Origin of the sequence: Catenulispora sp. MAP12-49 (genome assembly GCF_041262705.1) — a bacterium.
Taxonomy (GTDB): Bacteria; Actinomycetota; Actinomycetes; order Streptomycetales; family Catenulisporaceae; genus Catenulispora.
Genome location: NZ_JBGCCP010000023.1, coordinates 55,012 through 79,441, shown reverse-complemented (window position 1 = coordinate 79,441; position 24,430 = coordinate 55,012). Strand labels below are relative to the sequence as shown.

21 protein-coding genes are annotated in these 24,430 nt (G+C 69.7%); 7 read left to right on the top strand and 14 right to left on the bottom strand.

All coding sequences use genetic code 11. The features are described 5' to 3' along the window. Positions 1-132: 132 nt before the first annotated feature. The 3 genes from ABIA35_RS33145 (at position 133) to ABIA35_RS33135 (ending at position 3,498) form a co-directional block, all read left to right on the top strand. The gene (locus ABIA35_RS33145; RefSeq protein WP_370334969.1) at positions 133-1,566 is read left to right on the top strand and encodes a glycosyl hydrolase family protein; all 1,434 of its coding nucleotides are present in this window, start codon (positions 133-135) and stop codon (positions 1,564-1,566) included. Between the two features lie 155 nt (positions 1,567-1,721). After that, positions 1,722-2,246 (top strand): TrmH family RNA methyltransferase, encoded by a 525-nt coding sequence (locus tag ABIA35_RS33140; RefSeq protein WP_370334971.1) that lies wholly within the window; start codon positions 1,722-1,724, stop codon positions 2,244-2,246. Positions 2,247-2,475: 229 nt separating this feature from the next. Further along, a complete protein-coding gene (locus tag ABIA35_RS33135) occupies positions 2,476-3,498 on the top strand; it encodes a CapA family protein (RefSeq protein WP_370334973.1) in 1,023 nt (340 codons plus the stop codon). Positions 3,499-3,579: 81 nt separating this feature from the next. Here ABIA35_RS33135 and ABIA35_RS33130 read toward each other — a convergent pair whose 3' ends face one another. After that, positions 3,580-6,594: a discoidin domain-containing protein gene (locus ABIA35_RS33130; protein ID WP_370334976.1), complete on the bottom strand. Its 3,015-nt coding sequence runs from the start codon at positions 6,592-6,594 to the stop codon at positions 3,580-3,582. A gap of 244 nt (positions 6,595-6,838) precedes the next feature. On the opposite strand from ABIA35_RS33130, the gene ABIA35_RS33125 reads away from it, so the two are divergent. The 3 genes from ABIA35_RS33125 to ABIA35_RS33115 all read left to right on the top strand — a co-directional run bounded on the left by ABIA35_RS33125 (position 6,839) and on the right by ABIA35_RS33115 (position 10,849). Beyond that, complete coding sequence (locus ABIA35_RS33125) at positions 6,839-9,103, top strand: discoidin domain-containing protein (protein WP_370334978.1); 2,265 nt, start codon at positions 6,839-6,841, stop codon at positions 9,101-9,103. Between the two features lie 103 nt (positions 9,104-9,206). After that, the gene (locus ABIA35_RS33120; RefSeq protein ID WP_370334980.1) at positions 9,207-10,190 is read left to right on the top strand and encodes a Gfo/Idh/MocA family protein; all 984 of its coding nucleotides are present in this window, start codon (positions 9,207-9,209) and stop codon (positions 10,188-10,190) included. Positions 10,191-10,261: 71 nt separating this feature from the next. Next, positions 10,262-10,849, top strand: coding sequence for a histidine phosphatase family protein (locus ABIA35_RS33115; RefSeq protein ID WP_370334982.1), 588 nt, complete (start codon positions 10,262-10,264; stop codon positions 10,847-10,849). On the opposite strand, the gene ABIA35_RS33110 is transcribed toward ABIA35_RS33115, so the two are convergent. Beyond that, positions 10,817-11,827, bottom strand: coding sequence for a zinc-binding dehydrogenase (locus ABIA35_RS33110; protein ID WP_370334983.1), 1,011 nt, complete (start codon positions 11,825-11,827; stop codon positions 10,817-10,819). The two genes, ABIA35_RS33115 and ABIA35_RS33110, sit on opposite strands and share 33 nt — an antisense overlap. 110 nt (positions 11,828-11,937) lie before the next feature. Here ABIA35_RS33110 and ABIA35_RS33105 point away from each other — a divergent pair, with 110 nt between their 5' ends. Continuing rightward, positions 11,938-12,717 (top strand): helix-turn-helix transcriptional regulator, encoded by a 780-nt coding sequence (locus ABIA35_RS33105; protein ID WP_370334985.1) that lies wholly within the window; start codon positions 11,938-11,940, stop codon positions 12,715-12,717. A 184-nt stretch (positions 12,718-12,901) separates the two neighbouring features. Here ABIA35_RS33105 and ABIA35_RS33100 read toward each other — a convergent pair whose 3' ends face one another. The 12 genes from ABIA35_RS33100 to ABIA35_RS33045 all read right to left on the bottom strand — a co-directional run bounded on the left by ABIA35_RS33100 (position 12,902) and on the right by ABIA35_RS33045 (position 24,426). Further along, positions 12,902-14,002: a hypothetical protein gene (locus ABIA35_RS33100; protein WP_370334987.1), complete on the bottom strand. Its 1,101-nt coding sequence runs from the start codon at positions 14,000-14,002 to the stop codon at positions 12,902-12,904. Between the two features lie 218 nt (positions 14,003-14,220). Next, positions 14,221-15,147, bottom strand: a complete 927-nt coding sequence (locus ABIA35_RS33095; protein ID WP_370334988.1) for a TauD/TfdA dioxygenase family protein — start codon at positions 15,145-15,147, stop codon at positions 14,221-14,223. 14 nt (positions 15,148-15,161) lie between these two features. After that, the gene (locus tag ABIA35_RS33090) at positions 15,162-16,553 is read right to left on the bottom strand and encodes an LLM class flavin-dependent oxidoreductase (protein WP_370334990.1); all 1,392 of its coding nucleotides are present in this window, start codon (positions 16,551-16,553) and stop codon (positions 15,162-15,164) included. A 28-nt stretch (positions 16,554-16,581) separates the two neighbouring features. Next, a complete protein-coding gene (locus ABIA35_RS33085; protein WP_370334992.1) occupies positions 16,582-17,418 on the bottom strand; it encodes an ABC transporter permease in 837 nt (278 codons plus the stop codon). Beyond that, positions 17,411-18,235: an ABC transporter ATP-binding protein gene (locus ABIA35_RS33080; protein ID WP_370334994.1), complete on the bottom strand. Its 825-nt coding sequence runs from the start codon at positions 18,233-18,235 to the stop codon at positions 17,411-17,413. Before ABIA35_RS33080 ends, ABIA35_RS33085 begins: the two co-directional genes overlap by 8 nt. A gap of 1 nt (position 18,236) precedes the next feature. Then, positions 18,237-19,271, bottom strand: a complete 1,035-nt coding sequence (locus ABIA35_RS33075) for an ABC transporter substrate-binding protein (RefSeq protein ID WP_370334996.1) — start codon at positions 19,269-19,271, stop codon at positions 18,237-18,239. Then, positions 19,268-19,831, bottom strand: a complete 564-nt coding sequence (ssuE, locus tag ABIA35_RS33070) for an NADPH-dependent FMN reductase (protein ID WP_370334998.1) — start codon at positions 19,829-19,831, stop codon at positions 19,268-19,270. Before ssuE ends, ABIA35_RS33075 begins: the two co-directional genes overlap by 4 nt. 126 nt (positions 19,832-19,957) lie before the next feature. After that, positions 19,958-20,041, bottom strand: a complete 84-nt coding sequence (locus ABIA35_RS33065; protein ID WP_143765908.1) for a putative leader peptide — start codon at positions 20,039-20,041, stop codon at positions 19,958-19,960. Between the two features lie 169 nt (positions 20,042-20,210). Next, positions 20,211-21,422, bottom strand: coding sequence for an ABC transporter permease (locus ABIA35_RS33060; RefSeq protein ID WP_370360583.1), 1,212 nt, complete (start codon positions 21,420-21,422; stop codon positions 20,211-20,213). Continuing rightward, positions 21,419-22,522: an ABC transporter substrate-binding protein gene (locus ABIA35_RS33055; RefSeq protein WP_370335002.1), complete on the bottom strand. Its 1,104-nt coding sequence runs from the start codon at positions 22,520-22,522 to the stop codon at positions 21,419-21,421. The genes ABIA35_RS33060 and ABIA35_RS33055 overlap by 4 nt, the downstream gene beginning before the upstream one ends. Before the next feature lie 355 nt (positions 22,523-22,877). After that, entirely contained in the window at positions 22,878-23,288 is a 411-nt protein-coding gene (locus tag ABIA35_RS33050) for a hypothetical protein (protein WP_370335004.1), read from the bottom strand. 310 nt (positions 23,289-23,598) lie between these two features. Continuing rightward, positions 23,599-24,426 (bottom strand): ABC transporter ATP-binding protein, encoded by an 828-nt coding sequence (locus ABIA35_RS33045; protein WP_370335006.1) that lies wholly within the window; start codon positions 24,424-24,426, stop codon positions 23,599-23,601. Positions 24,427-24,430: the final 4 nt, after the last annotated feature.

Genomic DNA, 24,430 nt, shown 5'->3' with positions numbered 1-24,430 from the left:
TCACTAAATGGTCGAGGGATTCACATCTGTGAACGCCAATCACTTATCTGAAGTTTTACTCGCCAACTCCTTGTGCGGGCCCGTATACGCGTACGAAATTGTGAGTCCCCACACCGATGCAGGAGCCAGCACATGAGCTTTGCTTCCGCGCGCGCCCTCACGGCCGCCGCACTCGCCGTCGCCGCACTCTGTGCCGCCGGGACCGCCCAAGCCCAGCAACATGCCGCGCCGGCCGCCGGCCTGGCCATCACCGTTCACCCCGGCCAGATCGGCCATCAACTGCGTCCCGGCTTCGTCGGGCTCTCCTTCGGCGCCGCGACGGTCGCCGCCGACGACTACTCCAGTACCGACCTCGCCGGGTATCTCAGGACCCTTGGTTCCGGCGGCGTGCTGCGGGTCGGGGGCAACTCCGGCGACGGCACGTTCTGGACCTCCACCGGCGAGACCGCCCCGGCCTGGGCCACCTCCGGCACCATCACGCCGGACAAGCTCCGGCACCTGGCCACGATCGCGCACGCGACCGGCTGGAAGGTGATCCTGGCGGTGAACCTCAAGCACCGCGATCCGGCGCGCGCCGCCGACGAGGCGAAGTATGCGCGGCAGATCTTCGGCCGGTCGTTGCTGGCGATCGAGGTGGGCAACGAGCCGAACTTCTACGAGACCGACGCCGCCGCCTACTACGCCGACTTCGAGACGTACGCCTCGGCCATCCGCGCCGCCGTCCCCGGCATCGGCCTGACCGGCCCGGACGCCGAGACGAACCACGCCTCCTGGCTGGCCGGCTTCGCCGACGCCGACGCCGCGCACCCGGACGTCTCGCTGGTCACCGACCACACCTACCCGACCAGTGCCTGCGGCGGCCAGGTCGCCACCATCGCGCAGCTGCTGAGCACGGCCTCGACGCAGTACGAGAACGCCAACGCGCAGGCGGCCCTGAGCGCGGCGGGCCAACTGCACGTCCCGGCGGCGATGACCGAGACCAACTCGACGGTCTGCGCGGGCACGGCCGGCGTCAGCGACACCTTCGCCTCGGCGCTGTGGGCCCTGGACTACAACCTGCTGCTCGCCCAGGACGGCATCACCAGCGCCGAGTTCATGGACGGCACCAACGCAGCAGGCTGCGACCCTTACACCCCGCTGTGCCCGACGACCGGCGACCTGACCCCGCGCCCGTTGTACTACGGCATGCTGGCCACGTCACTGGTCGGCAGCGGCGACTTCGTGGCGCTGGACAACCCGGACGCGGCCGACGTGCGCGCCTACGCGGTGCGGGAAGGCGGGCATCTGACGGTCGTGCTCGACGACGTGCAGGACCCGGCGAACCACGCGGCGACGACCGTGAACCTGGCCCTCGGACTGCCTGGCCTGAACCACGGAAGCGCCACGACGCTGGCCACCACCTCGGCGGCCGGCCTCGCGGCCACCACCGACATCACGCTCGGCGGACAGCAGGTCGGGGCGCACGGGGCCTTCCCGGCACCGCGGCACACGCCGGTCTCGGTGCACCACGGGAGCGCGAGTGTGACCGTGCAGGCGGGCAGTGCGGTGATCATCCGGTTCAGTTGAGCGCTGCCGCGCTATCCTGGATGCCATACGAACGCCGCCCCGCCCCAGCGTCGGGGCGGCGTCATCCCCGTCGATGGCCCAGGCGCGCCGCGAAGCGCCACCAACGAAATGAAGAGCCCGATGAACTCTCTGCCGGAGCCGCAGAAGACCACCTGGTGACCGCGTCCGCCGTGCGGGTGAAGTCCCCCCGCGATCTGCGCACCGAACGCCGCCACCGCTCCCACAGCTGCTGGGACCACCTCATCGCCGCACCCCTGTGGCCCATGCACGAAGCCAACCTCGGCACCCTGCTGCGCACCTGCGACGCGGTCGGGGCGTGCCTGGCCGTGCCGAGGCTGCGCTGGGTGCCGGAGGCCCTGGCACGCGGCAACACCCTGCGAAAGCCCGCGTGCGTGCACTGGACCGGCGACCAGCTCACCTGGCTGGCCCGGCAGCAGGCCCGCAAGGACACCACCATCGTCGGCGCCGAACTCGCCGACGAGGCGGTGCGCCTGGCCGACCTGCCGACCGCCCGCAACCGCACCGTCCTGGTCCTCGGGCACGAACGCGACGGCATCCCGCCGGACGCGGTGGAACTGCTCGACGTGGCGGTCGAGATCCCCATGATCGGGACCGGGGCCAGCCTCAACGTCGCGGTCGCCGGTTCGCTGGTTTTGTACCGGCTGGCCGGGCTGCTGTGAGCCGGAGCCCGCTGCGGCTCTATCGGCCAGTCGAGTGAGACATCCCCGGCCGCGTTTCACCGAAGGCCGCGGCGGGTGACCTTGATCGCTGGGAGGGCAACGTATTCCGACAATCACACCACTGAAGATCCAGCGGAAAGGTGAAAGCCGAATCATGCCCAAGGGCCGTAGGCTCACCGGCGATCACGAGTTCGAGAGCTGACCGGGCACTGTGGGATAGCGTCATGGGATGCCGCAGATATTGGTGCTCGCCGGAGACGTCAACTTGCAGGGCCGCGCGGATCCCGCCTCCGCCTTCACGCATGTGAAGGACCTGCTGGCGTCCGCCGACGTGCGCTTCGTCAATCTCGAAGGCGTGTTGTGCGGGTCCCGGGACGATCCGCTCGACCCTGACATCGCGCACAAGCCGGGCTGGCGCCACTCCGAGCCGGACATGGTCAAGGGCCTGGTCGCGGCCGGTATCGACGCGGTCGGCGTCGCCAACAACGTCACGTTCCCGCCGAGTGCGGTGCTGGCCGGTCTGGACACCCTCGACGGCGCCGGCATCGCGCACTGCGGCGCCGGCGCCGACCTGCGGCACGCCCATCGCCCTGTCGTGCTCGAACGGGACGGCACCCGGTTCGGGTTCCTGGCCTACACCTCCATCTGCTGGCCCTTCGGGATGGCCGCCGGGATACAGACAGCGGGGGTGGCGAGCCTGCGCGCCTCGACGTCCTACGTTCCCGACCTGCGGTCGGCCGAGGTTCCCGGCCGGCCGCCGCGCGTCCTGACCGAGCCGGTTCTCCACGAGCTGGCCGCGATGGTCCGGGACGTGGAAGAACTGCGGACCCGCTGCGACGTCCTGGTCGTCTCCTGCCACTGGGGCGTGGCCGGCGACACTGTGTGCGACTACCAGCAGGCCATCGGCCGTGCTGCCATCGACGCCGGCGCGGACCTCGTCATGGGCCACGGGCCGCACACGCTTCAGGGCGTCGAGCCGTACCGCGGCCGACCGATCTTCTACAGCCTTGGGAACTTCGTCTTCGACTGGCCCGCGATGACCGGCCGGCATCTCGATGGGCTCGTCCTGCGCTGTCGGATCGAGGACCGCCGTCTGCGCAGCGTCGAACTTCGTCCGGTCCGCCGCGGGCGCGACAACGACGTGCGGCCGCTGACCGGTGACGATGCCGCAGACGTTCTCCACCGAGTCGCCGCCCTTTCCGCGGGGTTCGGCTCCCCTGTTTCCGCTGACGGGGTCGTGACCATCTCCTGAGACAGGAGCGCGAACGCCTGGCCGCGGGCGACAACCCGCGGCCAGGCACCTCACACTCGCTCTCTCATCTCACCATGGAGGTCACGCGTAGACGCCGAACTCGTAGAGCGAGTAGCCGTACGTGGTCCCGCGTGCCGTGCCGTACATGCGTACATAGCGACCGGTCCCCGACACGTCGAACGTCTCGACGCCTCCGGCTCCGGTCGTGGTGCTGTACACGGTGGTCCAGTTCGTCCCGTCGTTCGACACCTGGATCTGGTACGCCTTCGCGTACGCCGACTCCCAGCCCAGCTGGATGTGCTTGATCGCGGTGCTCTGGCCGAGGTCGACCTGGATCCACTGCGGGTCGCTCCAGTCACTGGCCCAGCGCGTGGTCCAGTTCCCGTCGGTGGCGTTGCCCGCGACGTAGGTCAGTCCGTTGGCCGCGGCCTGGAACGAGGAGGCCGTGGTCGGCTTGCCCAGCGCCACGTTCGTGCCGGCGACGGGAGGCGCGACCACGCGGAACGACTCGGACTGGATGCCGACACCGCCGTGCTGGTCGTAGACGTACACGTACACCTTCCACACGCCGAGCGTCTGCGGCGCGGTGATGGTGAACGCCCCGGGACCGGTCTGGGTGTAGCTGGACGGGGACTGCAACGGGGTGTTGCCGTTCACGTACTTGCTCGACAGCGCCACGTTGTAGCTCAGCGCGTCCCCGGTCGGGTTGTTCGCCCCGACGTTCATGGTGAACTGGCCGCCGGCCGGCACGCTGGCGGTGTTGCTCAGGGTCATCGAGGTGATCTCCGGGGGCGTGTTCGTCTGTGCCTGGCCGGTGAAGGCCTGCTTGACCGCGTAGTACGACAGCCGCCGCCAGCCGCCGGTGAGCAGGTTGAACCAGACGCCGCCGAAGTCGTTCTCGACGCCGTAGTTGAACAGCGTCCCGCCGAAGGAGACCCCCGGGTGCCCGGCGATGCAGTTCCACGCGCTGGTGTAGCCGTCGCGCTGCTGCTGGTCGGTGGGCTCGTTGGGCACGCCGTTGGCGTCGTTGGGCACCTCCCACTCGCCGGGGTCGCCGGACTCGGTGACGATGTACGGCTTGGTGTACCCGCCGTTGACCCAGTCGGTGTTCACGTTGCACACCGAGCCGTAGGAGTTCACGGCCAGCAGGTCCAGGCTCGGCGTGTACTGCTTGTAGTACGGCCAGGCGCCGGTCCAGGCGTCCGTCGAGGTGACCGGGTGGTTGGGGTCGATGGCGTGGATCGCCTCGGTGACCTGCTCCACGTACTGCGCGTAGGCGACGCGCTCCTGTTCGACCGTGGCGCCGTTGGGATAGGTGTAGTTCTGCGAGGTGAGGATGACCTCGTTCCCCACGTCCCACATCAGCGTTGCTGGATGGTCCTTGTATTGCGTGACGAACTGTTTGATGGAGTTCAGGGTGTTGGTCTTGTAGGTCGTGTCGTTGAGATAGTCAGCTCCCTGATTCAGCCAGAAGCCGTTGATGACCTTTATGCCCCGGGCCGCGGCCGCGTCCAGCAGCGGTTGGGAGGTGGCGTCGGTGCCCCAAGTCCGGATGGTGTTGACCCCCATCGACGCGGCGTCGGCCAGGTAGCCGTCGCCGGCCTGGTTGCCCGGACCCCAGGTGACACCCTTGACCTGGTACGGCGCGCCGTTCACGGTCAGCGCCCAGTTCCCCTGGCTGCCGGTGACCTTCACGACGTTGGACCCGGTCGCCGCAGGTGGCGGCTGCAGCGGCGTCGGGGCCGGGCCGGTGGTGGTGTAGACGGCGACCGGTCCGACGCTCAGCGTGCCGCCGGAGGTGGTCGCCGCGGTCGGGGACGTGCAGCCGCAGTCGACGTTCGGCCAGGAGCCGCCGACCGCCAGGTCCAGGATCAGGAAGAAGCCGTGGTCCACGGCGTTCTGCCAGGTGGTCACCCCGACCTGGCTCTCGCTGACGGTCCAGGTGACCTGGCCGTCGACCGAGAAGCGGATCTGCTCGTCGGACTTCGTGCGGTCGATGACCTCGGTGTAGGTGTGGTAGCTGCTCAGGCAGGCGGTGCAGGTTCGCAGACCGCTGCCACGGCCGCTGTACTCGTTGCACGGACCGTTCGGCGCGACGCCGCAGTGCAGGCCCGACGACGTGGTCGAATGACCGTTGACGTTCTCCATGATGTCGGTCTCGCCGATGGCCGGCCAGGTGCCCGCGCCGGTGCGCGAACCGCTGCCGAGGGCCCAGAACGCGGGCCAGTAGCCGGCCGGGTCGGCGACGTTCGGCTGCTTGATGTTCGCGGTGACCTCCAGCATGCCGCCGGCGGGCGCCGCGAAGTCAGAGCGTTGTGTCTCCAGACGGCCCGACGTCCAGTTCCCCGAGCTGTCCTCGAGAGCTGTGATGTTCAGGTGGCCGCTGCCGTCCACGGAAACGTTTGCGGTCGACGACGACGCGGACTCCACCTCACCGGTGCCCCAGTCCGCCGGACCGCCCGCGGAGTTGTGGCCGGTGTCCTCGATCCAGTTGGCCGAGGAGGGGGCGGTGCCGGAGGTGCCACCGAAGGTGTCCTGCCAGACCAGGTTCCAGTTCGGCGGCGGCGGGGTGCTGCTGCCTCCGCCGTAGACGCTGAACTCCCAGAGCGAGTAGCCGTAGCCGGTGTTGCGCGCGGTGCCGTACATCCGGATGTAGCGACCGGAGCCGGACACGTTCAGCGTCTCGGTGCCACCGGGGCCGGTGGTCGTGGAGTAGATCGTGGTCCAGTTCGCGGCGTCGTTCGAGGTCTGGATCTGGTAGGCCTTGCCGGACGCGGTCTCCCAGTTCAGGACGACTTCGCAGATGTTCTGGGTGCTGCCCAGGTCGACCTGGAGCCACTGGGGGTCGGACCACTGGGACGCCCAGCGCGTCCCGGTGTTCCCGTCCACAGCGGCCGAAGCCGCGTACCCGGCCCCTTCCAGCGACGAGGCCGTGGCGGTCTTGTTCAAAGCCAGGTTCGTGCCGGTGTCGCAGCCGGCCGCCCGGGCCCGCCCCGCCCCCAGCGACGGCACGGACAGGACGGCCAGCATCATGGCCAGGACCAGCAATAATGCCGACGATCTGGATCTCCGTGAAGATCTTCGTGCGGGAATCATGACCCTCCTACGCGGGTGGCTGCGGTGCGGTGAACCGTGCGGGGAGGGCGCCCCTTCGGTCCTGAATCGTCAGCCCTCTGTTGGTCGGTGTCAAGGGGGGAACCGGTTCCGGAACTGGTTTCGGAACCGCTAACGAAACCAGTTCCGGAACCGGTTCTGTATTGACAGTAGGTAACGCGTGCGCCACTTTTAGGACCCGAGGGCGCTCTCTTCGGTTCGCAAACCCCACGCCTTGGAGAGCAAATTGAGCAGTACTCTGGCCCGGCCACGGGCCGCTTTGTTCGTTGTACTCACGCTGCTGCTGGCAGCGCTGTCCGTGCCGTCGTTCGGCGCGCGGCCGGCGGCGGCCGCCAGTTGCGACACCGGCACGAATCTGGCTTTGAACAAGACCGCGACGGCATCATCCGTGGAGAACTCGGGCACGCCGGCCTCGGCCGCGGTGGACGGGAACTCCGGAACGCGCTGGTCGTCGCAGTTCTCGGATCCGCAGTGGCTGCAGGTGGACCTGGGCAGCACGCAGAGCATCTGCGAGGTGACCCTGAACTGGGAGACCGCCTCGGGCAAGGCCTATCAGATCCAGACCTCGAACGACGCCGCGAACTGGACCACGATCTACTCCACGACCTCGGGTCCGGGCGGTAACGAAACGCTCAACGTGTCCGGCTCCGGTCGTTACATCCGGATGTACGGCACCGCACGCAACACCGGCTACGGCTACTCGCTGTGGGAGCTCGGCGTCTACGGCGGCACCAACGGAGGCGGCGGCACTCCCCCGCCCCCGACCGGCGGCGCCCTGGGCTCCAACGTGATCGTGTTCAACCCGTCGATGTCCCAGTCCTCGATCCAGTCCCAGCTGAACGCGATCTCCGACCAGCAGGTCCCCAGCGAGTTCGGGACCGGCCGGTACGAGCTGCTGTTCCAGCCCGGGACCTACGGCTCGGCGGCGAACCCGCTGATCTTCACGGTCGGCTTCTACGAGGCCGTCGCGGGGCTCGGGCAGAACCCCGGCGCCGTCGTCATCAACGGCACCGTCGACTCCTACAACCAGTGCTCCGGCAGCACCTGCAACGCGACCACGAACTTCTGGCGCTCGCTGACCAACCTGACGATCAACGTCGCGGGCATGTCCGGCTGCCAGAGCGGCGACGACTTCTGGGCCGTGTCGCAGGCCGCGCCGATGCGCCGGGTGCACATCAACGGCAACGTGAGTCTGATGGACTACTGCGTCGGCGGCCCCGGCTACGCCAGCGGCGGTTTCATCGCCGACTCGCAGTTCACCGGCGGCACCGTCACCAACGGCTCGCAGCAGCAGTACATCACGCGGAACTCGGCGCTGGACGGCTGGAGCAACGGCGTCTGGAACCAGGTCTTCTGCGGCGACCCGGGCGCGCCGGCGCAGAGCTTCGCCGCCAACTCCGGCCTGTCCGGCGGGCCGAACCCGTACACCACGCTCGGGACCTGCCCGGTCACGCGCGAGGCGCCGTACCTGTACCAGGACTCCGGCGGGAACTACAGCGTGTTCGTGCCCTCGCTGGCGACGAACTCCAACGGCCCCAGCTGGACCAACGGCCAGACCCCGGGCAAGTCGCTGTCGCTGAACACGTTCTTCGTGGTGCAGCCCTCGGCGACCGTGGCCCAGATCAACGCCGCCCTGAACGCCGGCGACAACCTGCTGTTCACGCCGGGTGTCTACAGCGTCCCGTCGACCATCGCGGTGACGCACCCGGACACGCAGATCGTCGGTCTGGGCTTCGCCACGCTGGTCCCGACCGGTGGCAACACGACGCTGAGCGTCGCGGACGTCAGCGGCGTGCAGGTCAGCGGCCTGATCTTCGACGCGGGCGCGACGACCTCGCCCTCGCTGCTGCAGGTCGGCACGGCCGGTTCCACCACCCGGCACGACACCGACCCGGTGGCCCTGGACGACGTGTTCTTCCGCGTCGGCGGCGCGACCGCGGGCTCGGTGACCACGCCGCTGGTCGACAACAGCAACGACTCGCTGCTGGACGACGTGTGGATCTGGCGCGCGGACCACGGCGCGGGCGCCGGGACGTGGACCGGCGACCAGAGCCCGACCGGCCTGGTGGTCAACGGGAACAACGTCACGTCCTACGGCCTGGCGGTGGAGCACTTCCAGCAGAACGAGGTGGACTGGAACGGCCAGAACGGCACGGTGATCTTCTTCCAGAACGAGAACCCCTACGAGGTGCCCAACCAGGCCTCGTGGATGGCCTCGGCGTCCCAGAAGGGGTACCCGGCGCTGTACATCCCGAACTCGGTGTCCTCCTTCCAGGGCTACGGACTGGGCAGCTACAGCTACTTCGACCAGGGGGTGGACATCCACAACGCGATGGCGTTCCAGGTGCCGCAGACCTCCGGGGTGCAGCTGCACGACCTGCTGAGCGTGTTCCTGAACGGCTCCGGCGGCATCGACTCGGTCGTCAACGGCACCGGGAAGGCGGTGAGCTCGGCGTTCGGCGGCCCGTCGGACATCGTCAGCTACCCGTGACGCTGCTGAGCGAGCAGTTCTGAGCCCGAAGTAGGGTCGGGGCCGGCTTTCCGAGATCTGATCATCTCGGGAGCCGGCTCCGGCGCGCGGCTATGCTGACGCGGTGACGCAGAACAAGATCCGTTGGGGCATCCTGGCGACCGGCGGCATCGCCGCCACTTTCACCGCTGACCTGCAGACTCTCGACGACGCCGAGGTCGTCGCCGTCGGGTCGCGCTCGCTCGACACGGCCCAGGCCTTCGCCGACCGCCATGGTATCCCCCGCGCCCACGGCTCCTGGGCAGAGTTGGCCGCGGACCCCGAGGTCGACATCGTCTACGTCGCCACCCCGCACTCGGCCCACCACGCGGCGGCCGCCCTGTGCCTGGACGCCGGCAAGGCCGTGCTGTGCGAGAAGCCGCTCACCCTGGACGCGGCGCAGGCCGAAGACCTGTGCCGCCGCGCCGAGGCCGCGGGCGTCTTCTTCATGGAGGCGATGTGGACGCGCACCGTCCCGGCCGTCCTGCGCATGGTCGAGATGGTGCGCGCCGGCGCCATCGGCGAACCCCGCCTGGTCACCGCCGACTTCTCGGTCAGCTTCACCGGCGGCCCCGAACACCGCATGCGCAACCCCGAACTCGGCGGCGGCGCACTGCTGGACCTCGGCGTCTACCCGCTGGCGATCGCCCAGCTGGTCTTCGGCACGCCGAGCACCGTGCAGGCGGTCGGCACGCTGACCCCGGAGGGCGTCGACGACACCACCGCGGTGACCCTCGTCCACCCCGGCGGCGGCATCGCAGCCCTGACCTGCTCGATCTCGGCCGACGGCACCTGGAGCGCGACCGTGGCCGGCACCGAGGGACGGATCGAGTTCGGACGCGGCTTCACCTCCCCGACCGGCTTCTCGCTGTACCGCGGAAACGAGCAGGCGCAACGGATCGAGGAGCCGTATCTGGCTCAGGGCATGGTGCACGAGGCGATCGAAGCCCAGCGCTGCCTGCGCGCCGGGCTTCGGGAGAGCCCGCTGGCGCCGTGGTCGGAGACGCTCGCGGTCATGCGGACCATGGATGCGGTGCGGGGTCAGATCGGGGTCAGCTACCCGGGGTAGGACTCCGGTCGGCGAGTCCGTGGCCTGAAAAGCCGTGGACGAGCGCCGCTCGCGCGCGGACCATCGCGGACATGTATGTCTACCTCATCCAGCACGCGGAAAAGCTGCGGGAACCAGGTGACCCCGACATCACGAGGCTCGGGCGTGCCCACGCCGCGCTCACCGGTAGGTGGGCGCGGCGCACCGGCATACGTCGGGTCTATTGCAGTCCATTGCGACGCTCGCGCGAGACCGCGCAAATCATCGCCGATGCGGTCGCCGTTCAGCCCGTCGAGGACAAGCGGGCCATCGAGCGCATGAACTGGGACGGCACAATGCCGTTCGCAGACTTTGGCGCCGAATGGGCCAGGACGGTGGAGGACCGCGCCTACGTGCCCGCCATCGGCGACTCCTCGCACGCCGCAGCCGACCGATTGCTCGCGCTGGTCCGCGCGGTCGGCGCCTCCGATAGCCCCGCCGCCATCGTCACCCATGGCGGCGTGACCGCGGACCTGCTCCGCACCCTGTTGGGCGACTCAGCCGTCGGCGACAGCCTTCTCACGACGGGAGTACCGTCCTGCGCGATCACCACGCTCAACGGCACGGCCGTCGAATCGGTGGCGTCGGTCGAGCACTTGGCCGGCGTCCTAGGGAACCAGCGCCACGAAGCTGAGTCCTGACGTACGCTCCGCGAGGTCAAGGGCGGCCGCCGGGTCGTCCAGGCCGACCGTCAGCGGTTCGAGCGCGGACAGGTCCAGCAGCCCGGAACGGATCAGGTTCCAGACCGTGATCACCGTCTCCTGGTCGGTCATCCAGGAGCCGCGCAGCGTGATCCTGCGGTGCATCAGGTCGCCGTACGGGATGGTGAGGTCCTGGCGTACCCCGCCGATGAGTGCCATGGTGCCTCCCACCCGCAGGCTGTCGTAGGCCGCCATGGTCGCCTCGGCGGTCGGCGTGGCGCCGAGGGCGTCCAGGGCCACGTCCACCGGGCCGATCCCGGCCGCGTCGGTCGCCCGGTCGCCGGTCAGGCGGTGGACGCGGACGCGGGAACCGAGCTCGGCGAGCCGGTCCAGCGCATCCTGGTTGCGGCCCACGGCCGTCACCGTCGCCGCGCCCTCGGCCAGCGCCACCAGCACCGCCGCGCCGCCGAGCTGGCCGGTCGCGCCGATGATCGCGACGTCGCGGCCGGTGAGGGGGCCCGCGGCGTGCAGCCCGGCGGCGGCGATGGTCAGCCACGGCAGGAAGGACAGGCGCGCCAAGTCCGGGTAGTCCTGCGCGCCGGGCAGCTTGACCAGCGTCTCCTTCGCGCAGAGCGCCTGCTCGGCGAAGACGCCGTCGTGCCACACCTTCCGCATCCGATCGGTACGCCCGCTGCCGGTCCCGGTTCCTCCGAGGCCGACCCAGCCCACCAGGATCTCATCGCCCTCGCCCGCGTCGAGCAGCGCCGTGTCCACCACGACGTCGCCCGGGGCGAGGTGGAAGACGTCGGGCGCGACGTCGATGACGCGCCCGATGCAGGCGGCGCCGAGGGTCAGCGGGACCGGCAGACCGCCCCGGCCGCCGTTCACCACAGCCTTCGTATACGCCGGGAGGTGCGCGGCGAGCACCTCCACCACCACGCCGCCGCCCTGAAGCGTGGGCTCGGGAACGTCCGACACGCGCAGGTCATCATCTTGAGATGCAACAGTCCAAGCTCGCATGGGACAAGCTTGGCGGCGCGTTAAGCTGGTATCCAGAATCGCCTTATTCTGGTACTGGAGGTTCTAGGGTGAGCGTGGAGCTGGGCGCGTTCCTGCGCAGCCGCCGCGAGCGGACCGACCCCGCGCAGACAGGCCTGCCGATCACCGGCCGCCGCCGGACGCCCGGCCTGCGCCGCGAGGAGTTGGCCCTGCTGGCCGGCATCAGCGCGACCTGGCTGACGTATCTGGAGCAGGGCCGCGACGTGAACCCCTCCAGCCAGGTACTCGACGCCCTGGCCCGCGCCCTGAACCTGACCGGCGCCGAGCAGGAGCACCTGCACCGGCTGGCCGCCGAAGGGGCCGCGTCCGAGGACGGCGTCCCCGACCCGGACGCCTTCGAACAGGCCGCGCCGGAGGTCGCCGGCGTCCCAGCCCTGCTCGGCGAGAACCCGGCGTACGTCACAGGACTCTGCTACGACGTCCTGGCCGCCAACGACGCCGCCACGGAACTCTTCCGCGGCATCAAGCCCGACGGCAACGTCGTCCTCTGGATGTTCACCGAACCCGCCGCCCGCGAGGTCCTCGTCGACTGGGAACCCGAAGCCCGCCACATCCTGGCCCGCCTCCGCGCCATCGCCGGCCGCCACCCCGACCACCCGCGCGTGACCCGCCTCGTCGCCGACCTGACCGAAGCCAGCCCCGAGGTACGGCAATGGTGGCCGCTGTACGACATCCAGTTCAGCCGCGCGGGCCACAAGCGCGTCCGGCACCCGAGGCTGGGCCTGATCACCCTGTCGCACGCGGCGTTCCATGTCGCCGAGCGACCGGAGCAGACGCTGGTGGTGTATCGGCTGCCGACCACGGATTGACCGCGGCACCTGAAGGACTCGTGCTGCTGGTGCGGGGCGCTGGCCGGTTGCGGTTGGGGCCTGTAACCCACACCCCAACCGCAACCGGCCAGCCCGACGGTCGCCAAACGACCGAGCCAGGCCCCGCGGCGACCACCGCGGGACCCGGCTCATGCTCTCACTCTCGCTCTCGCCGTCCCGCCGGTCAGCTCACCGTCGCGTGCGTCAGCGCGCAGCTGTTGGTGTCGTTGGACCAGCTGCCCTGCTCGGTGTACGTGCCGTTCCCCATCGGGACGTTGCCCGCGCCGCCGGTCACGCCCTTGAGCCAGGCGCACTCGTCGGCGTTCTCCTGGCCGGTCGAGGTGTTCGTCCAGCCGCCGGGCGGGTTCTGGTCGGTGAGGGTCTCCGAGTACTCGTGGCCCAGGGTCATCGTCCAGCCGTCGAGGGTGCCCTTGCTGCCGGTGTTCAGGAAGTTCACGCCGCAGCCGGCGCCGGAGTCCATGTTGTAGGGCTGGTTGGAGAAGGCGAAGTCGCCGACGTCGGAGGAGACCGCGCCGCCGGTCAGGGTGCTGTCGCCGTTGTAGTCGTGCCAGGCGCAGTAAGCACCCTGATAGCTGTCGGGGTTGGTACCGTGCGGGGATAGGATCACGTAGTACGCGTGCCGGTTCGCCGCGGCGGTGGTGTTGCCGAAGTGGTGGGCCGCGGCCAGCGCCTCGGTGCCCAGCTGGTTGCCCGACGCGGTCTGCGGGGAGGCCGCGGTGTTGTCGTACCAGACACCGGCCAGCACACCCGCGCCGCCGCTCGGGTACGGCACGTGCGCCGCACTGGCCGAACAGCTGGTGGCGCCCTTGGCGACCAGCGGGCCGTCGCAATACTGCGTCATGGTCCCGGACCACTGCTCGCCGCCGGTGCCGATGCCCTTGAACATCATCTGCGCGGTCGGCGCGCCGGCGTCGGGATCGTTGCTGAAGGTCAGGTTGCCATTGGCGTCAGTGCCCTGTGTTCCCCACTGGCTCCCGTAGAACACCAGGTAGACCTGAGGCTGCCCGTCCATCACGCCGATGCCGTCGATGCCGCCGCCGTAGGTGAGCGTCTTGGAGCCGTGCCGCGTGGCTGCCCGCGCCGCCTGCGCGTCCGCGACGTCCGGCATGTAGCCGTGACCCCGGTTGGCGTGCGCCGCACTCGAGGCCGGTGCGGCGGGCGCTGCGGAGGCGGTACCGGTGGCCACCGCCGAACCGAGTGCGAGCAGAGAAGAGCCGACGACGGCTGCGGCGACGCGGCGCCGCTGAGACGAACCGTGGAACATGTGCTTCCTTCCGATGTGGGGGAAAGCGCGCCGGCGCGCGGGGTCGCGGCCGGCGTTCCGTACCGGACGTCCGTTCCGGCGCGCGCGGGATCGCCGCGGCACGCCGAAGAGCGCGTCCGTCGTTCAGGCGGTGGTGGCATCACGGGCGGCCGAGGCCTCGGGGCTGAGGAATCGTCGCCGCCCGTGATGCGGGAAACTAGCAACCACTGACGTTGACGTCAACGGATGGTGATCGGGGGGTTTCCGCCTGACGCCGGGGTGTAGTGGGCCGCCTCGTCGCCTTCCAGGATCCGGCTGGCCGCGCCGTCCACGCCGATCGGCACGTCGCCGGCGATGGTGACGCGGTTGAGGCGCCGGGGCAGCGAGTCGTAGTCATCCGGCGCGTAGTGCTGCGTGATGCGGTTGTCGAAGACCACGACGTCGCCCGGATTCCACTGCACCCGCAACACATTCTCCGGCCGCGTGACATAGGCCTGCAGCAGTCGCAGGACGTCCTTCGACTCGGTCGTGCTGAGGCCTTCGATACCCTGCGCGAACGCCCCGATGAACAGGCCGCGCTCGCCGGTCTCCGGGTGGACGCGGACCACCGGGTGCGCGGTGCGGTACTTCGTGGAGACGAACACCTCGCGGTACTGCTGCCGCCGCTCGTCGTCGTCCTTCGCCTGCGGGCCGGCGTAGTCGTAGTCGTTGGTGTGCACGGCCCACAGCGTGTCGGCCAGGTCGCGCAGCGGCTTGGGCAGGTCGCGGTAGGCGCCGGCGGTGTTGGCGATCAGGGTGTTGCCGCCGTAGGGCGGGATCACGATACCCCGCAGCGTCGAGGCCTTCGGCGGCGACTGCACGAACGTGACGTCCGTGTGCCACACGTTCGCCGCTCCGCGCTCGCTGTCCACCGGCAGGATCTGCGGCTGCTCGGCGATGCCGGGGACGGTCGGGTGCGCGGTGGTGAGGGCGCCGAACTGCGACGCGAAGCGGATCTGGCCCTCGTCGTCGAGGTTCTGATCGCGGAACACGAGTGCCTTGTGCTCCAGCAGCGCGTCCTTGACCTCCTTCAGGATGCCCTCGGCGAGGTCGCCGGTCAGATCGACGCCGGTGATCTCGGCGCCGATCCTCCCGCCTATGCGGCGGATGTCGAAGTCGGTAGTCATTGCGGATCTTCCTCTCAGTGCTGCGATGCGGAGACGAGCAGGGGTTCGGCGGACTCGGAGGATTCAGCGGATTCAGCGGGTTCGGTGAAGCGGTCGGCGGGCCGCGCCAGTCCGTAGTGCTCGCGCAGCGTGCTCCCGCTGTACTCGCTCCGGAACAGACCGCGGCGCTGGAGTTCGGGCACGACGTGGTCGACGAAGTCCTCCAGCCCGGTCGGCAGGATCGGCGGCATGATGTTGAAGCCGTCGGCGGCCCCGGCGCGGAACCAGGACTCGAGCGCGTCGGCGATCTGCTCCGGCGTCCCGGTCACCACGCGGTGCCCGCGGCCGCCGCCGAGCCGGGCGATGATCTGCCGGATGGTCAGCCGCTCCCGGACCAGTTCGGCGACCAGGGTGAAGCGGCTCTTGTTGCCGTTGACCTCGTCCTCGGTCGGCAGGACGTCCTCCGGCAGCGGCTCGTCCAGGCGGTAGCCGGCCAGGTCGACGTTGAGCATGTTCGAGAGCTGACCCAGTCCGTAGTCGATGACCTGCAGCTCGGTGAGCTCGTCCTCCAGCGCGCGGGCCTCGGCCTCGGTGGCGCCGATGATCGGGCAGATTCCCGGCAGGATCAGCGGCAGGCCGTCCCGGCCGAAGGCGGCGGCACGTGCCCTGACGTCCGCGGCGAACCGCTGCGCCTCGGCCAGGGTCTGCTGCGCGGTGAACACGGCCTCGGCGTAGCGGGCCGCGAACTCCTTGCCGTCCTCGGAGGACCCGGCCTGGACCAACAGCGGCCAGCCCTGCGGCGAGCGCTGGACATTGAGCGGCCCGCGCACCTTGAAGAAGTCGCCGGAGTGCTCGATCTCGCGCAGCCGCTCGGGATCGGCGTAAACCCCGGCGGCCTTGTCCAGCACCACCGCGTCGTCGGCCCAGCTGTCCCACAGCCGGGTGGCGACCTCCAGGAACTCCGCGGCGCGCTCGTAGCGGACAGCGTGGTCGATGTGCTCGTCCAGGTTGAAGTTGTTGGCCTCGATCACGGAGCCGGAGGTGACGATGTTCCAGCCGGCCCGGCCGCCGGAGACGTGGTCGAGCGAGGAGAAGCGGCGGGCCAGGTGGAAGGGCTCGTTGAAGGTGGTGGAGGCGGTGGCGATCAGGCCGATGTGCCGGGTGGCCACGGCGATCGCGGGCAGCACGGTCAGCGGCTCCAGCCCGCCGGTGACGTTCGCCCCGGCCCGGCCGCCCCACAGCGCGAGCCCGTCGGCGAAGAAGATCGAGTCGAACTTGCCGCGCTCGGCGGTCTGCGCGAGCTGCTGGAAGTAGGTGATGTCGTTGACCCGGTGCGGCTGGCTGGCCGGGTGGCGCCAGGCCGCGTCGTGGTGCCCCGGCGCCATGAGGAAGGCGTTCAGGTGCAGCTGTCTCGCGTCGGTGGTCATGTGTCAGTCCTCGAATTCACAAAGTCGGTCAGGCGCCGGTCGCCGGACGCCAGCGCGTGAGCCGGCGCTCGAGCAGCACCAGCAGGTGGTTGAAGACCAGCCCGAGCACCGCGATGGCGATGATCGCGGCGTACATGTCGGGGATGGCGAAGTTCTGCTGCGAGGCGTTGACCAGGTAGCCCAGGCCCGCCTTGGCGCCGACCATCTCGGCGGCGACCAGCACCAGGATCGAGGACGCGCCGGCCAGCCGGATGCCGGTGAACACGGTCGGCAGCGACGCCGGCAGGATCACCTTGGCGAACAGCCGGTGCGCCGGCAGCGCCATCGAGCGCGCCGATTTGACCAGGACCGGATCGACGTCGCGCACGCCGCTGATCGTGTTCAGCAAAATGGGCCAGGTGCAGGCGTAGACCACGATGGCGATCTTCGAGGTCTCCCCGATGCCCAGCAGCAGGATGAACACCGGAAGCAGCGCCAGGGCCGCGGTGTTGCGGAACACCTCCAGCAGCGGTCCGAGGATCTCCGCGACCGGCCGGTACCAGCCGATCAGCAGCCCCAGCGGCACGCCGACGCCGATCGCGATGAGGAAGCCGGACAGCGAGCGGACCAGGCTGGCCCGGGTGTTGTCCCACAGCTGGCCGTCCTTCGCCAGCTCTATCAGGGCTCTGACGGCCTCGGAGAACGGCACCAGGAACGTGCGGTCCACCAGGCCCACGCGCGGCGCGACCTCCCAGAGCGCCAGGAACGCGGCGATCGCGACGGTGCGCTTGCCGACCGCCGCCAGCCCCGACCCGACCCGGGTCAGCGGCGCCGGCACCGTCCGCTTCAGCAGCTGGACGGTCGCCGTGATCGGTATCTCAGCCAACGGAAACGACCTCCCTGACAGCGGTGACCTCGTCGCGCAGCAGGCTCCAGACCTGATGGCGGTATTCGGCGAACTCCGCGCTCGAGCGCACGTCGTCCTCGGCTCCCCGCTCGCCCAGGCGGACGTCGACGATCTCCTTGATCCGGCCCGGCCGCGAGGTCATCACCGCGACCCGCTGCCCCAGATAGACCGCCTCGTCGATGCCGTGCGTGATGAACACGATCGTGGTGCCGGTCTTGTGCCAGATCCGCAGCAGCTCCTCCTGGAGCCCGTCGCGGGTCTGGGCGTCCAGGGCCGCGAACGGCTCGTCCATCAGCAGCACGGCCGGGTCGGCGACCAGCGCGCGGGCGATCGCGACGCGCTGGCGCATCCCGCCGGACAACTCGTGCGGGTAGCGGTCCTCGAACCCTGACAAGCCGACCAGGTCCAGGTACTCCCGGGCGCGCTCGGCCCGGCTCTTGCGGTTCAGCCGGTCCAGGCGCGGCTGCGCCTCCAGAGCGAACTCGACGTTGCGCAGCGCGGTGCGCCACGGCAGCAGCGCGTACTGCTGGAAGACGATGCCGCGGTCCAGGGCGGGGCCGGCCACCGGCGCGCCGTCCAGCAGGATCCGGCCGGTGCTGGGCTTGGTCAGGCCGCTGATGAGGTCCAGCAGCGTCGACTTCCCGCAGCCGCTGGGGCCCACCACGACCAGGAACTCCCCCGGCGCCACGTGCAGCGTGACGTCGTCCAGCGCGGTGAAGGCCTCGCCGCCGCGCACGTCGAAGATCTTGCTGACGGCCTCGATGCGGATCTTCTCCGCGGTGCCGGTCGCGGCCATGTCAGCTCCCTGCCTTGGCGAAGGAGTTGTACTTGTTGGTGTAGACGTCGGCCGCCTTGACCTTGCCCTTGGGGATCTGGCCCTGCTGTTCCAGCCAGGTGATCCAGGTGGCGAACTCCTTCTCGGCGACGACGCCGCCGGTGCCGGCGATGCCGTAGGACTTGAAGTACTTCAGGGTCGAGGTGTCCTCGTTCCGGCCGCGCTTCTTGATGATCTCGGTGAAGCGGTCGACGACCTCGGGCAGCGGCGTGGTGCGCGCCCACTCGATCGCCTTGCCCACTCCGGAGGTGAAGGCGCGGACGGTGTCAGGGTTCTTGGCCAGGAAGTCGTTGCGGAAGACATAGGTCCCGGCGCTGAACGTACCGAGCAGGTCATAGTCCGTGAACAACGCCTTGATGTCGCCGTCGGCCAGGGCCTTGTCCCGCAGGACGCCGCCGAGCGTCGCGACGTCGATCTGGTGCGCCCGCAGCGACTGCTCGGTGTTGACCGGCGGCACCACCAGCGGCTCGACCTTCTTGACGTCGCCCGCGGAGACGCCGTTGCGGCCGAGGTAGATGTCCAGGACCGCTTCGAGGTGCGCGCCGAGGGTGTTCATCCCGACCTTCTTGCCGAACAGGCCCTGCGCGGAGCTGATCGAGCTGTCGGCCAGGGTGTAGAAGCCGTTGTACGAGTACTGGTCGACGCCGTAGTAGCTGATGACGGCGGTGATCGGGGCGCCGGCGGAGTGGAGCTTGGCGACCGCGCCGTTGAACGCGCCGCCGAACTCGGTCTGGCCGGTGGCCGCCGACTGGATGTCCTGCGGACCGCTGGTCGTGTTGCCGACCCAGTCCAGCGTGACAGGGCCCAGATATCCCAGGTCGGCCGCCAGCTCCGGCGGCGTGACGGAGCCGACCGAGCCCTGGTAGCGCAACCGGGTGGTCTTCTTGGCCGACCCTCCGGATGAGGAGCCGCATCCGGCGGCCAGCGCGGCGGTCCCGACCAGGCCGAGGAACCCGCGTCTGGTGGGGCCGGAGGGGACCGGTGCCAGGATGCTCATCGCCCGACCGCCGCCAGCTCGCGGACCCCGTAAAGGCCCAGGGCGTCGGAGAAGCGCTCCAGGGTGTCGGTCAGCCGGCGGTCGGCCTCCGGAGCAAGGCGTGCGTCCCCTGATTCGCCGCGCACGATGTCGGAGTCCAGCAGGAACCGGCCCGGCACGACGTGGTCGGCGCCCAGCGCGGTGAGCACGGGACGCAGCGCGTAGTCGATGGCCAGCAGGTGCCCGACCGTGCCGCCGGTGGCCACCGGCAGGACGACCTTTCCGGCCAGCGCGTTCTCCGGCAGCAGGTCCAGGAACGCCTTCAGGACGCCGGTGTAGGAGGCCTTGTAGATCGGTGAGGCGATGATGACGCCGTCGGCCTGGGCCACGGCGGCTATGGCCTCCCGCACGGCCAGCGTGGCGCGCGTGCCGGCGAGCAGGTCGGCCGGCGGCAGGTCGCGGACGGCCAGATGCTTGGTGGCATGGCCTTGCGAGGCCAGCCAGGCCGCCGCGTGGTCGAGGGCCGCCGCCGTCCGGGAAGTGGGCGACGGACTGCCGGAGACAGCCAGGATCGAGGGCATGGTGAAGCTCCTAGAAAAGGACGAGAAAAGCGGAACACTAAAGCCGTTAAGCAATGCGCTCACACAAGAGAAGGGCGCGCCAGAACGGCGGCGCGAAGCCGTACAGAAATAGCCGGCAGGGCAGGGCTACGGGACGTCAGGACAGATGGCGCTCGCGGTCCGTCGCAGATCGACGTGACGGCGAGCCACAAGAAGTCGGCCCTGGTTCATAGCATGAGAATGACAGCGGAACTGCGACTTCGTCAATGGATGTTCCGGCAGTCTCGCATCCCGGAAGTCCGATGCCTGTTATTCGAGAACGCGTGAGACGGCACAAAAATGCGTCGGGCCCCGATGTATTCCATCGGGACCCGACGCGAAGGCCGTCGCGAAACTCAGTTCATGTAAGACCCCTGCTTCGCAGCACGCGCCGCTCCAACGGCACGAACAGCAGCTGGTTGACCGCGACGCCGACCGCGAGGATCAGCACGATCGCCGCGAACGCCCCGGCCATGTCGTTGGAGTCCTGGGCGTTCTTCAGCAGGAAGCCGAGCGAGTGCCCCAGATCCGCGGACTCCACGATGATCTCTGCCGCCAACAGCGAGCGCCACGAGAACGCCCAACCCTGCCGCAGCCCGGCCAGGTACCCCGGCAGCGCCGCGGGCAGCAGCACATAGCGCACCGAGGACAACCCGCGCGCGCCGAGGTTGCGCCCCACCCGCAGGTACAGCGGCGGCACCTGGTCCAACCCCGACACCACCCCGACCGCGATCGAGGGCACGGCCCCGGCCAGCACGACCGCGTACAGCATCGCGGGCTTCGGCCCGAAGAACATCAGGGCCGGGGGAACCCAGGCCACCGACGGCAGCGACTGCAGCCCGGACAGGATCGGCCCCAGCCCCGCCCGCACCGGCCGCAGCCGCCCGACCAGCAGGCCCAGCGGCGTACCGATGACAACGGAGGCACAGAAGCCGATCGCACCGTGCTCGACGCTGTGCCCGACCGAGGGCAGCGCATCGCCGCTGGAGAAGGTGCTCTTCAGCGAGGAGAACGTCTCGGAGGGCCCGGGCAGCTTCCAGTCCGGCCAGATCTTGGCCGCGTAGAGGATCTGCCAGACGGCGATGATGAGGACGATGGCCAGGATCGGCGGATAGGCGGCGCGCAGGACCGCCACGAGCCTGCCGGTCTCGTGGACGGCGGTGGGCTGTGCGGTCTCCAGGGCGTCGAGGCCGGCCTCGACTTCTTGGAGGGCGTCGGGGGCTTCGGAATCGGGGGCACCGGGCTCGGGAACCTCAGCAGCTTCCGGCTCGGCGGCATCAGCCTCGGCCTCAAGCTCGGGCTCGGGATCGGGATCGGGATCGGGATCGGCAGCCGGCTCATCGCCGGCCGAGAGCTCCGGTCCGCCATCAGCCTCCTGAGCCGCCTCGACAACCTCAGGCTCGCCCGACTCCCCCACCGCGCCCGGTCCGGCCTCAGCCTCGACCTCGACCCCGACCCCGACCTCGGCCGAGGCCACCGCCCCGTCCGCCACCGGCCCGTCCAGCTCCACCCCGTCCACCTCCGGCCCGGCGGCCTCGGCCACCGAGCCGGCCTTCGTGGATTCCTCGCTCACTTCGCGCCCAGTCCCGCGTCGGAGACCGCCGGCTGGCCGTTCTTCTGCAGTTCGGCGTTCAGGATCGAGAGGTCGAAGATGCCGTGCAGGTCGGTCGCCTTCAGCAGCTTCACCGCGACCGCGTGGTCCAGCGAGGTCTGCAGGGTGGGGGCGTCGGGGTCGTTGGTGACCTTCTGCTCGCTGAAGGCGCGCTGGATCTCGGCGGCGGTCAGGGCCTTGCCGGTGAGCGCCTTCAGCTGGTCGTTGACCAGCTTCTGGGCGTCGGTGGGGTCCGAGGTGATCCACTGGTTGGCGGCGATCTGGCCGTCGATCAGGGCCCTGACGGTGTCCGGGTGCTTGGTCAGGAAGCTGGTGGCCACCACGAGCGTGGTGGTCGAGAACTGGCCGTTGGGCCACAGGCTGCGCTCGTCCACCAGGACCTTGGCCCCGGCCTCGCTGACCAGGCGCGAGGCCCAGGGCTCGGGCAGCCAGGCGCCGTCGATGTGGCCGGCCTTGAACTGGTCCAGGGTGGTCGCGTTGTCCTGCGGGTCCACCGAGACGTCGCCGGTGCCGTCGGGGTTGGCGGTCAGGCCCTGCTGCTTGAGCCAGTAGCGCAGCGCCACGTCCTGGGTGTTGCCCTTCTGCGGGGTCGCCAGGGTCTTGCCCTTGAGGTCCGCCGCCGAGGTGATCGAGGGCTTGACCACGAGTTCGGCGCCGCCCTCGGTGGCCCCTGCGACGATCTTCAGCGCCTCGCCGTGGGACTGCACGAAGGCCGACAGCGCCGAGGAGGGGCCGACGTACGCGGCGTCCAGCTGGCCGCCGAGCACCGCGGTCATCTCGGCGGGGCCGGCGTTGTAGATCTGCGTGGTGAGCTTCGTGCCCGCCCCCAGCGCCTTGGCGAAGTCGCCGTGCGCGACCCCGACCACGGCGGTGGCGTGCGTGACGTTCGCGAAGTAGCCCAGGCGCACCGTGGAGGCGGCCGAACCGCCGGAGACGGCGGCGGCGGTCTTGGCCGTGGAATCAGAGCTCTTCGACGACCCGCACGCGGCGGCCGAGGCGACGATCCCGAGGACGGCGCCAAAGGCCGCGACCGAACGTACCAGAGTCTTGATGTCTATCACAGGAAGGCTCCCGAAAGGATCGCCGGGCACACCGGCGGGCGGCTTGTCGCAGCCGCTGGAATCAAGGAAGGGGAAATGACTGGCCGATCACCCGCACCCCAGGTGCGAACCGGCCCTGAACAGGCACAGGCGGATCAGAACACGGCCGGACAGCTGGCGCTGGACAGCCGTCCGAAGTCGACGTATCGCCGACCGACCAGGGCCACTCCATCGCGGGACATGGCTAGAGAGTGGCACGGTCTCGGATTCCCGTCTATTTCTTGTCCGATATATGGACGCCCAAAAGGCTTCGGGAAACCACTATTTCCGGGACCATTAATATCGGTGTCCGAACCTTTTTCGGTCCGATATATCTTCAGAGATCGACCACGATCCCGTCGGCGTCGGCCCAGTGCTCGAAGCTCGCGAACCGGAGCGTCGCGGTGTTGATGCTGTCGACCATCGACTCCACCGCCGCCGGCTCGACGCGCAGCGACCGGCCCGGCTCGTCGATCAGATCCACGACCAATACCGGATGGCGCGGAACACCGACGGCGAGTTCGTCGACGATGACGAGGAGTTTGTTCTCGTAGTCGTTCGGGATCCGGTTGAGCACTTGCAGCGTCGACAGCCCACGGAACGCGGCGTCGTCCAGCAGCTCGGCGTCGGTGCGGCAGCCTTCTTCAACGGGCTTGAGGACAGCCGTACCGATGGCTCGCCAGGCGTCATCGTCGGAGAAGTCCGTGCGGACCACAACAGTTGAACGCGTGCGCGGCAGCACGGCCACCGGGGCGCCGCAGCGTCCGCAGATGAAGTCCCGCGGCGCCACCGGCTGGTCAAGCCCGAATTCTCGGCGGTACACGTCGAGGACTTCGACCGGCAGTTGCCCACGAGACGCCACGGAGATACCACGGCCGGCGGCCCACGCCCTGATCAGACGGCTGTCGGGGTGGTCATGCCCGCGTCGTACCTCGGCGAGCCTTCGCGCGGCGAAGTTCTCGAAGTCGCCATCAACGTCATGAAGGTGCATGGTTTGCCTTACCGAGGTTCACGCTCTGTCGTGGCCACGCCACCACATGGAGTGACGCACGTATGCGTCAGCATGCTTGCATACTGACCGCTTTCCCGCCCGCCTGCCCCCGACGCCGAGCCCCAGGCACCACCAACGGCGTCCCCGTCTCCGGATCCTCGATCACCCGGCACGGCAGCCCGAACACCGACTCCACCAGCTCGGCGGTGACGATCCGCGCCGGCGGGCCGGAGGCGGCCACCCGGCCGTCGCAGAGCACGATGAGGTGCGTGGCGTAGCGCGCGGCCTGGTTGAGATCGTGCAGGACCGCCACCAGGGTGCGGCCCTCCTCCTCGTGCAGGCGGGCGCACAGGTCCAGGATCTCGATCTGGTGGGCGATGTCCAGGTACGTCGTGGGCTCGTCGAGCAGCAGCAGGGGCGTCTGCTGCGCCAGCACCATCGCCGTCCACACGCGCTGGCGTTGGCCGCCGGACAGCTCGTCCACGGCCCGCTCGGCCAGGTCCGACACGCCGGTGGCGGCCATCGACTCGGCCACGACGCGCTCGTCCTCGCGCGACCACTGGCGCAGCAGGCCCTGGTGCGGGTGGCGGCCGCGGGAGACCAGGTCGGCGACCGTGATGCCGTCCGGGGCGATCGGGCCTTGCGGGAGCAGGCCGACGATGCGCGCGACCTGCTTGGTGGGCAGCGAGGCGATGTCCGCGCCGTCCAGGACTACGGTGCCGGCCTTCGGTTTCAGCAGGCGCGACAGGGCCCTGAGAAGGGTGGACTTGCCGCAGGCGTTGGGACCGATGATGACCGTGAAGGACCGGTCCGGGATCGCCACGGACAGGTCCTCGGCGACCGTCCGTCCGTCGTAGGCCAGGGTCAGGCCGGTGCCGCTCAGGCGCGTGGTCATGGTG

Bases quoted from the DNA above. Each gene is read 5' to 3' on its own strand.
- ABIA35_RS33145 (WP_370334969.1), top strand. From the start codon at position 133: ATGAGCTTTGCTTCCGCGCGCGCCCTCACGGCCGCCGCACTCGCCGTC.
- ABIA35_RS33065 (WP_143765908.1), bottom strand. From the start codon at position 20,041: ATGAACCAGGGCCGACTTCTTGTGGCTCGCCGTCACGTCGATCTGCGA.
- ABIA35_RS33115 (WP_370334982.1), top strand. From the start codon at position 10,262: ATGTATGTCTACCTCATCCAGCACGCGGAAAAGCTGCGGGAACCAGGT.
- ABIA35_RS33095 (WP_370334988.1), bottom strand. From the start codon at position 15,147: ATGACTACCGACTTCGACATCCGCCGCATAGGCGGGAGGATCGGCGCC.
- ABIA35_RS33135 (WP_370334973.1), top strand. From the start codon at position 2,476: ATGCCGCAGATATTGGTGCTCGCCGGAGACGTCAACTTGCAGGGCCGC.
- ssuE (WP_370334998.1), bottom strand. From the start codon at position 19,831: ATGCCCTCGATCCTGGCTGTCTCCGGCAGTCCGTCGCCCACTTCCCGG.
- ABIA35_RS33100 (WP_370334987.1), bottom strand. From the start codon at position 14,002: ATGTTCCACGGTTCGTCTCAGCGGCGCCGCGTCGCCGCAGCCGTCGTC.
- ABIA35_RS33045 (WP_370335006.1), bottom strand. From the start codon at position 24,426: ATGACCACGCGCCTGAGCGGCACCGGCCTGACCCTGGCCTACGACGGA.
- ABIA35_RS33075 (WP_370334996.1), bottom strand. From the start codon at position 19,271: ATGAGCATCCTGGCACCGGTCCCCTCCGGCCCCACCAGACGCGGGTTC.
- ABIA35_RS33080 (WP_370334994.1), bottom strand. From the start codon at position 18,235: ATGGCCGCGACCGGCACCGCGGAGAAGATCCGCATCGAGGCCGTCAGC.
- ABIA35_RS33090 (WP_370334990.1), bottom strand. From the start codon at position 16,553: ATGACCACCGACGCGAGACAGCTGCACCTGAACGCCTTCCTCATGGCG.
- ABIA35_RS33130 (WP_370334976.1), bottom strand. From the start codon at position 6,594: ATGATTCCCGCACGAAGATCTTCACGGAGATCCAGATCGTCGGCATTA.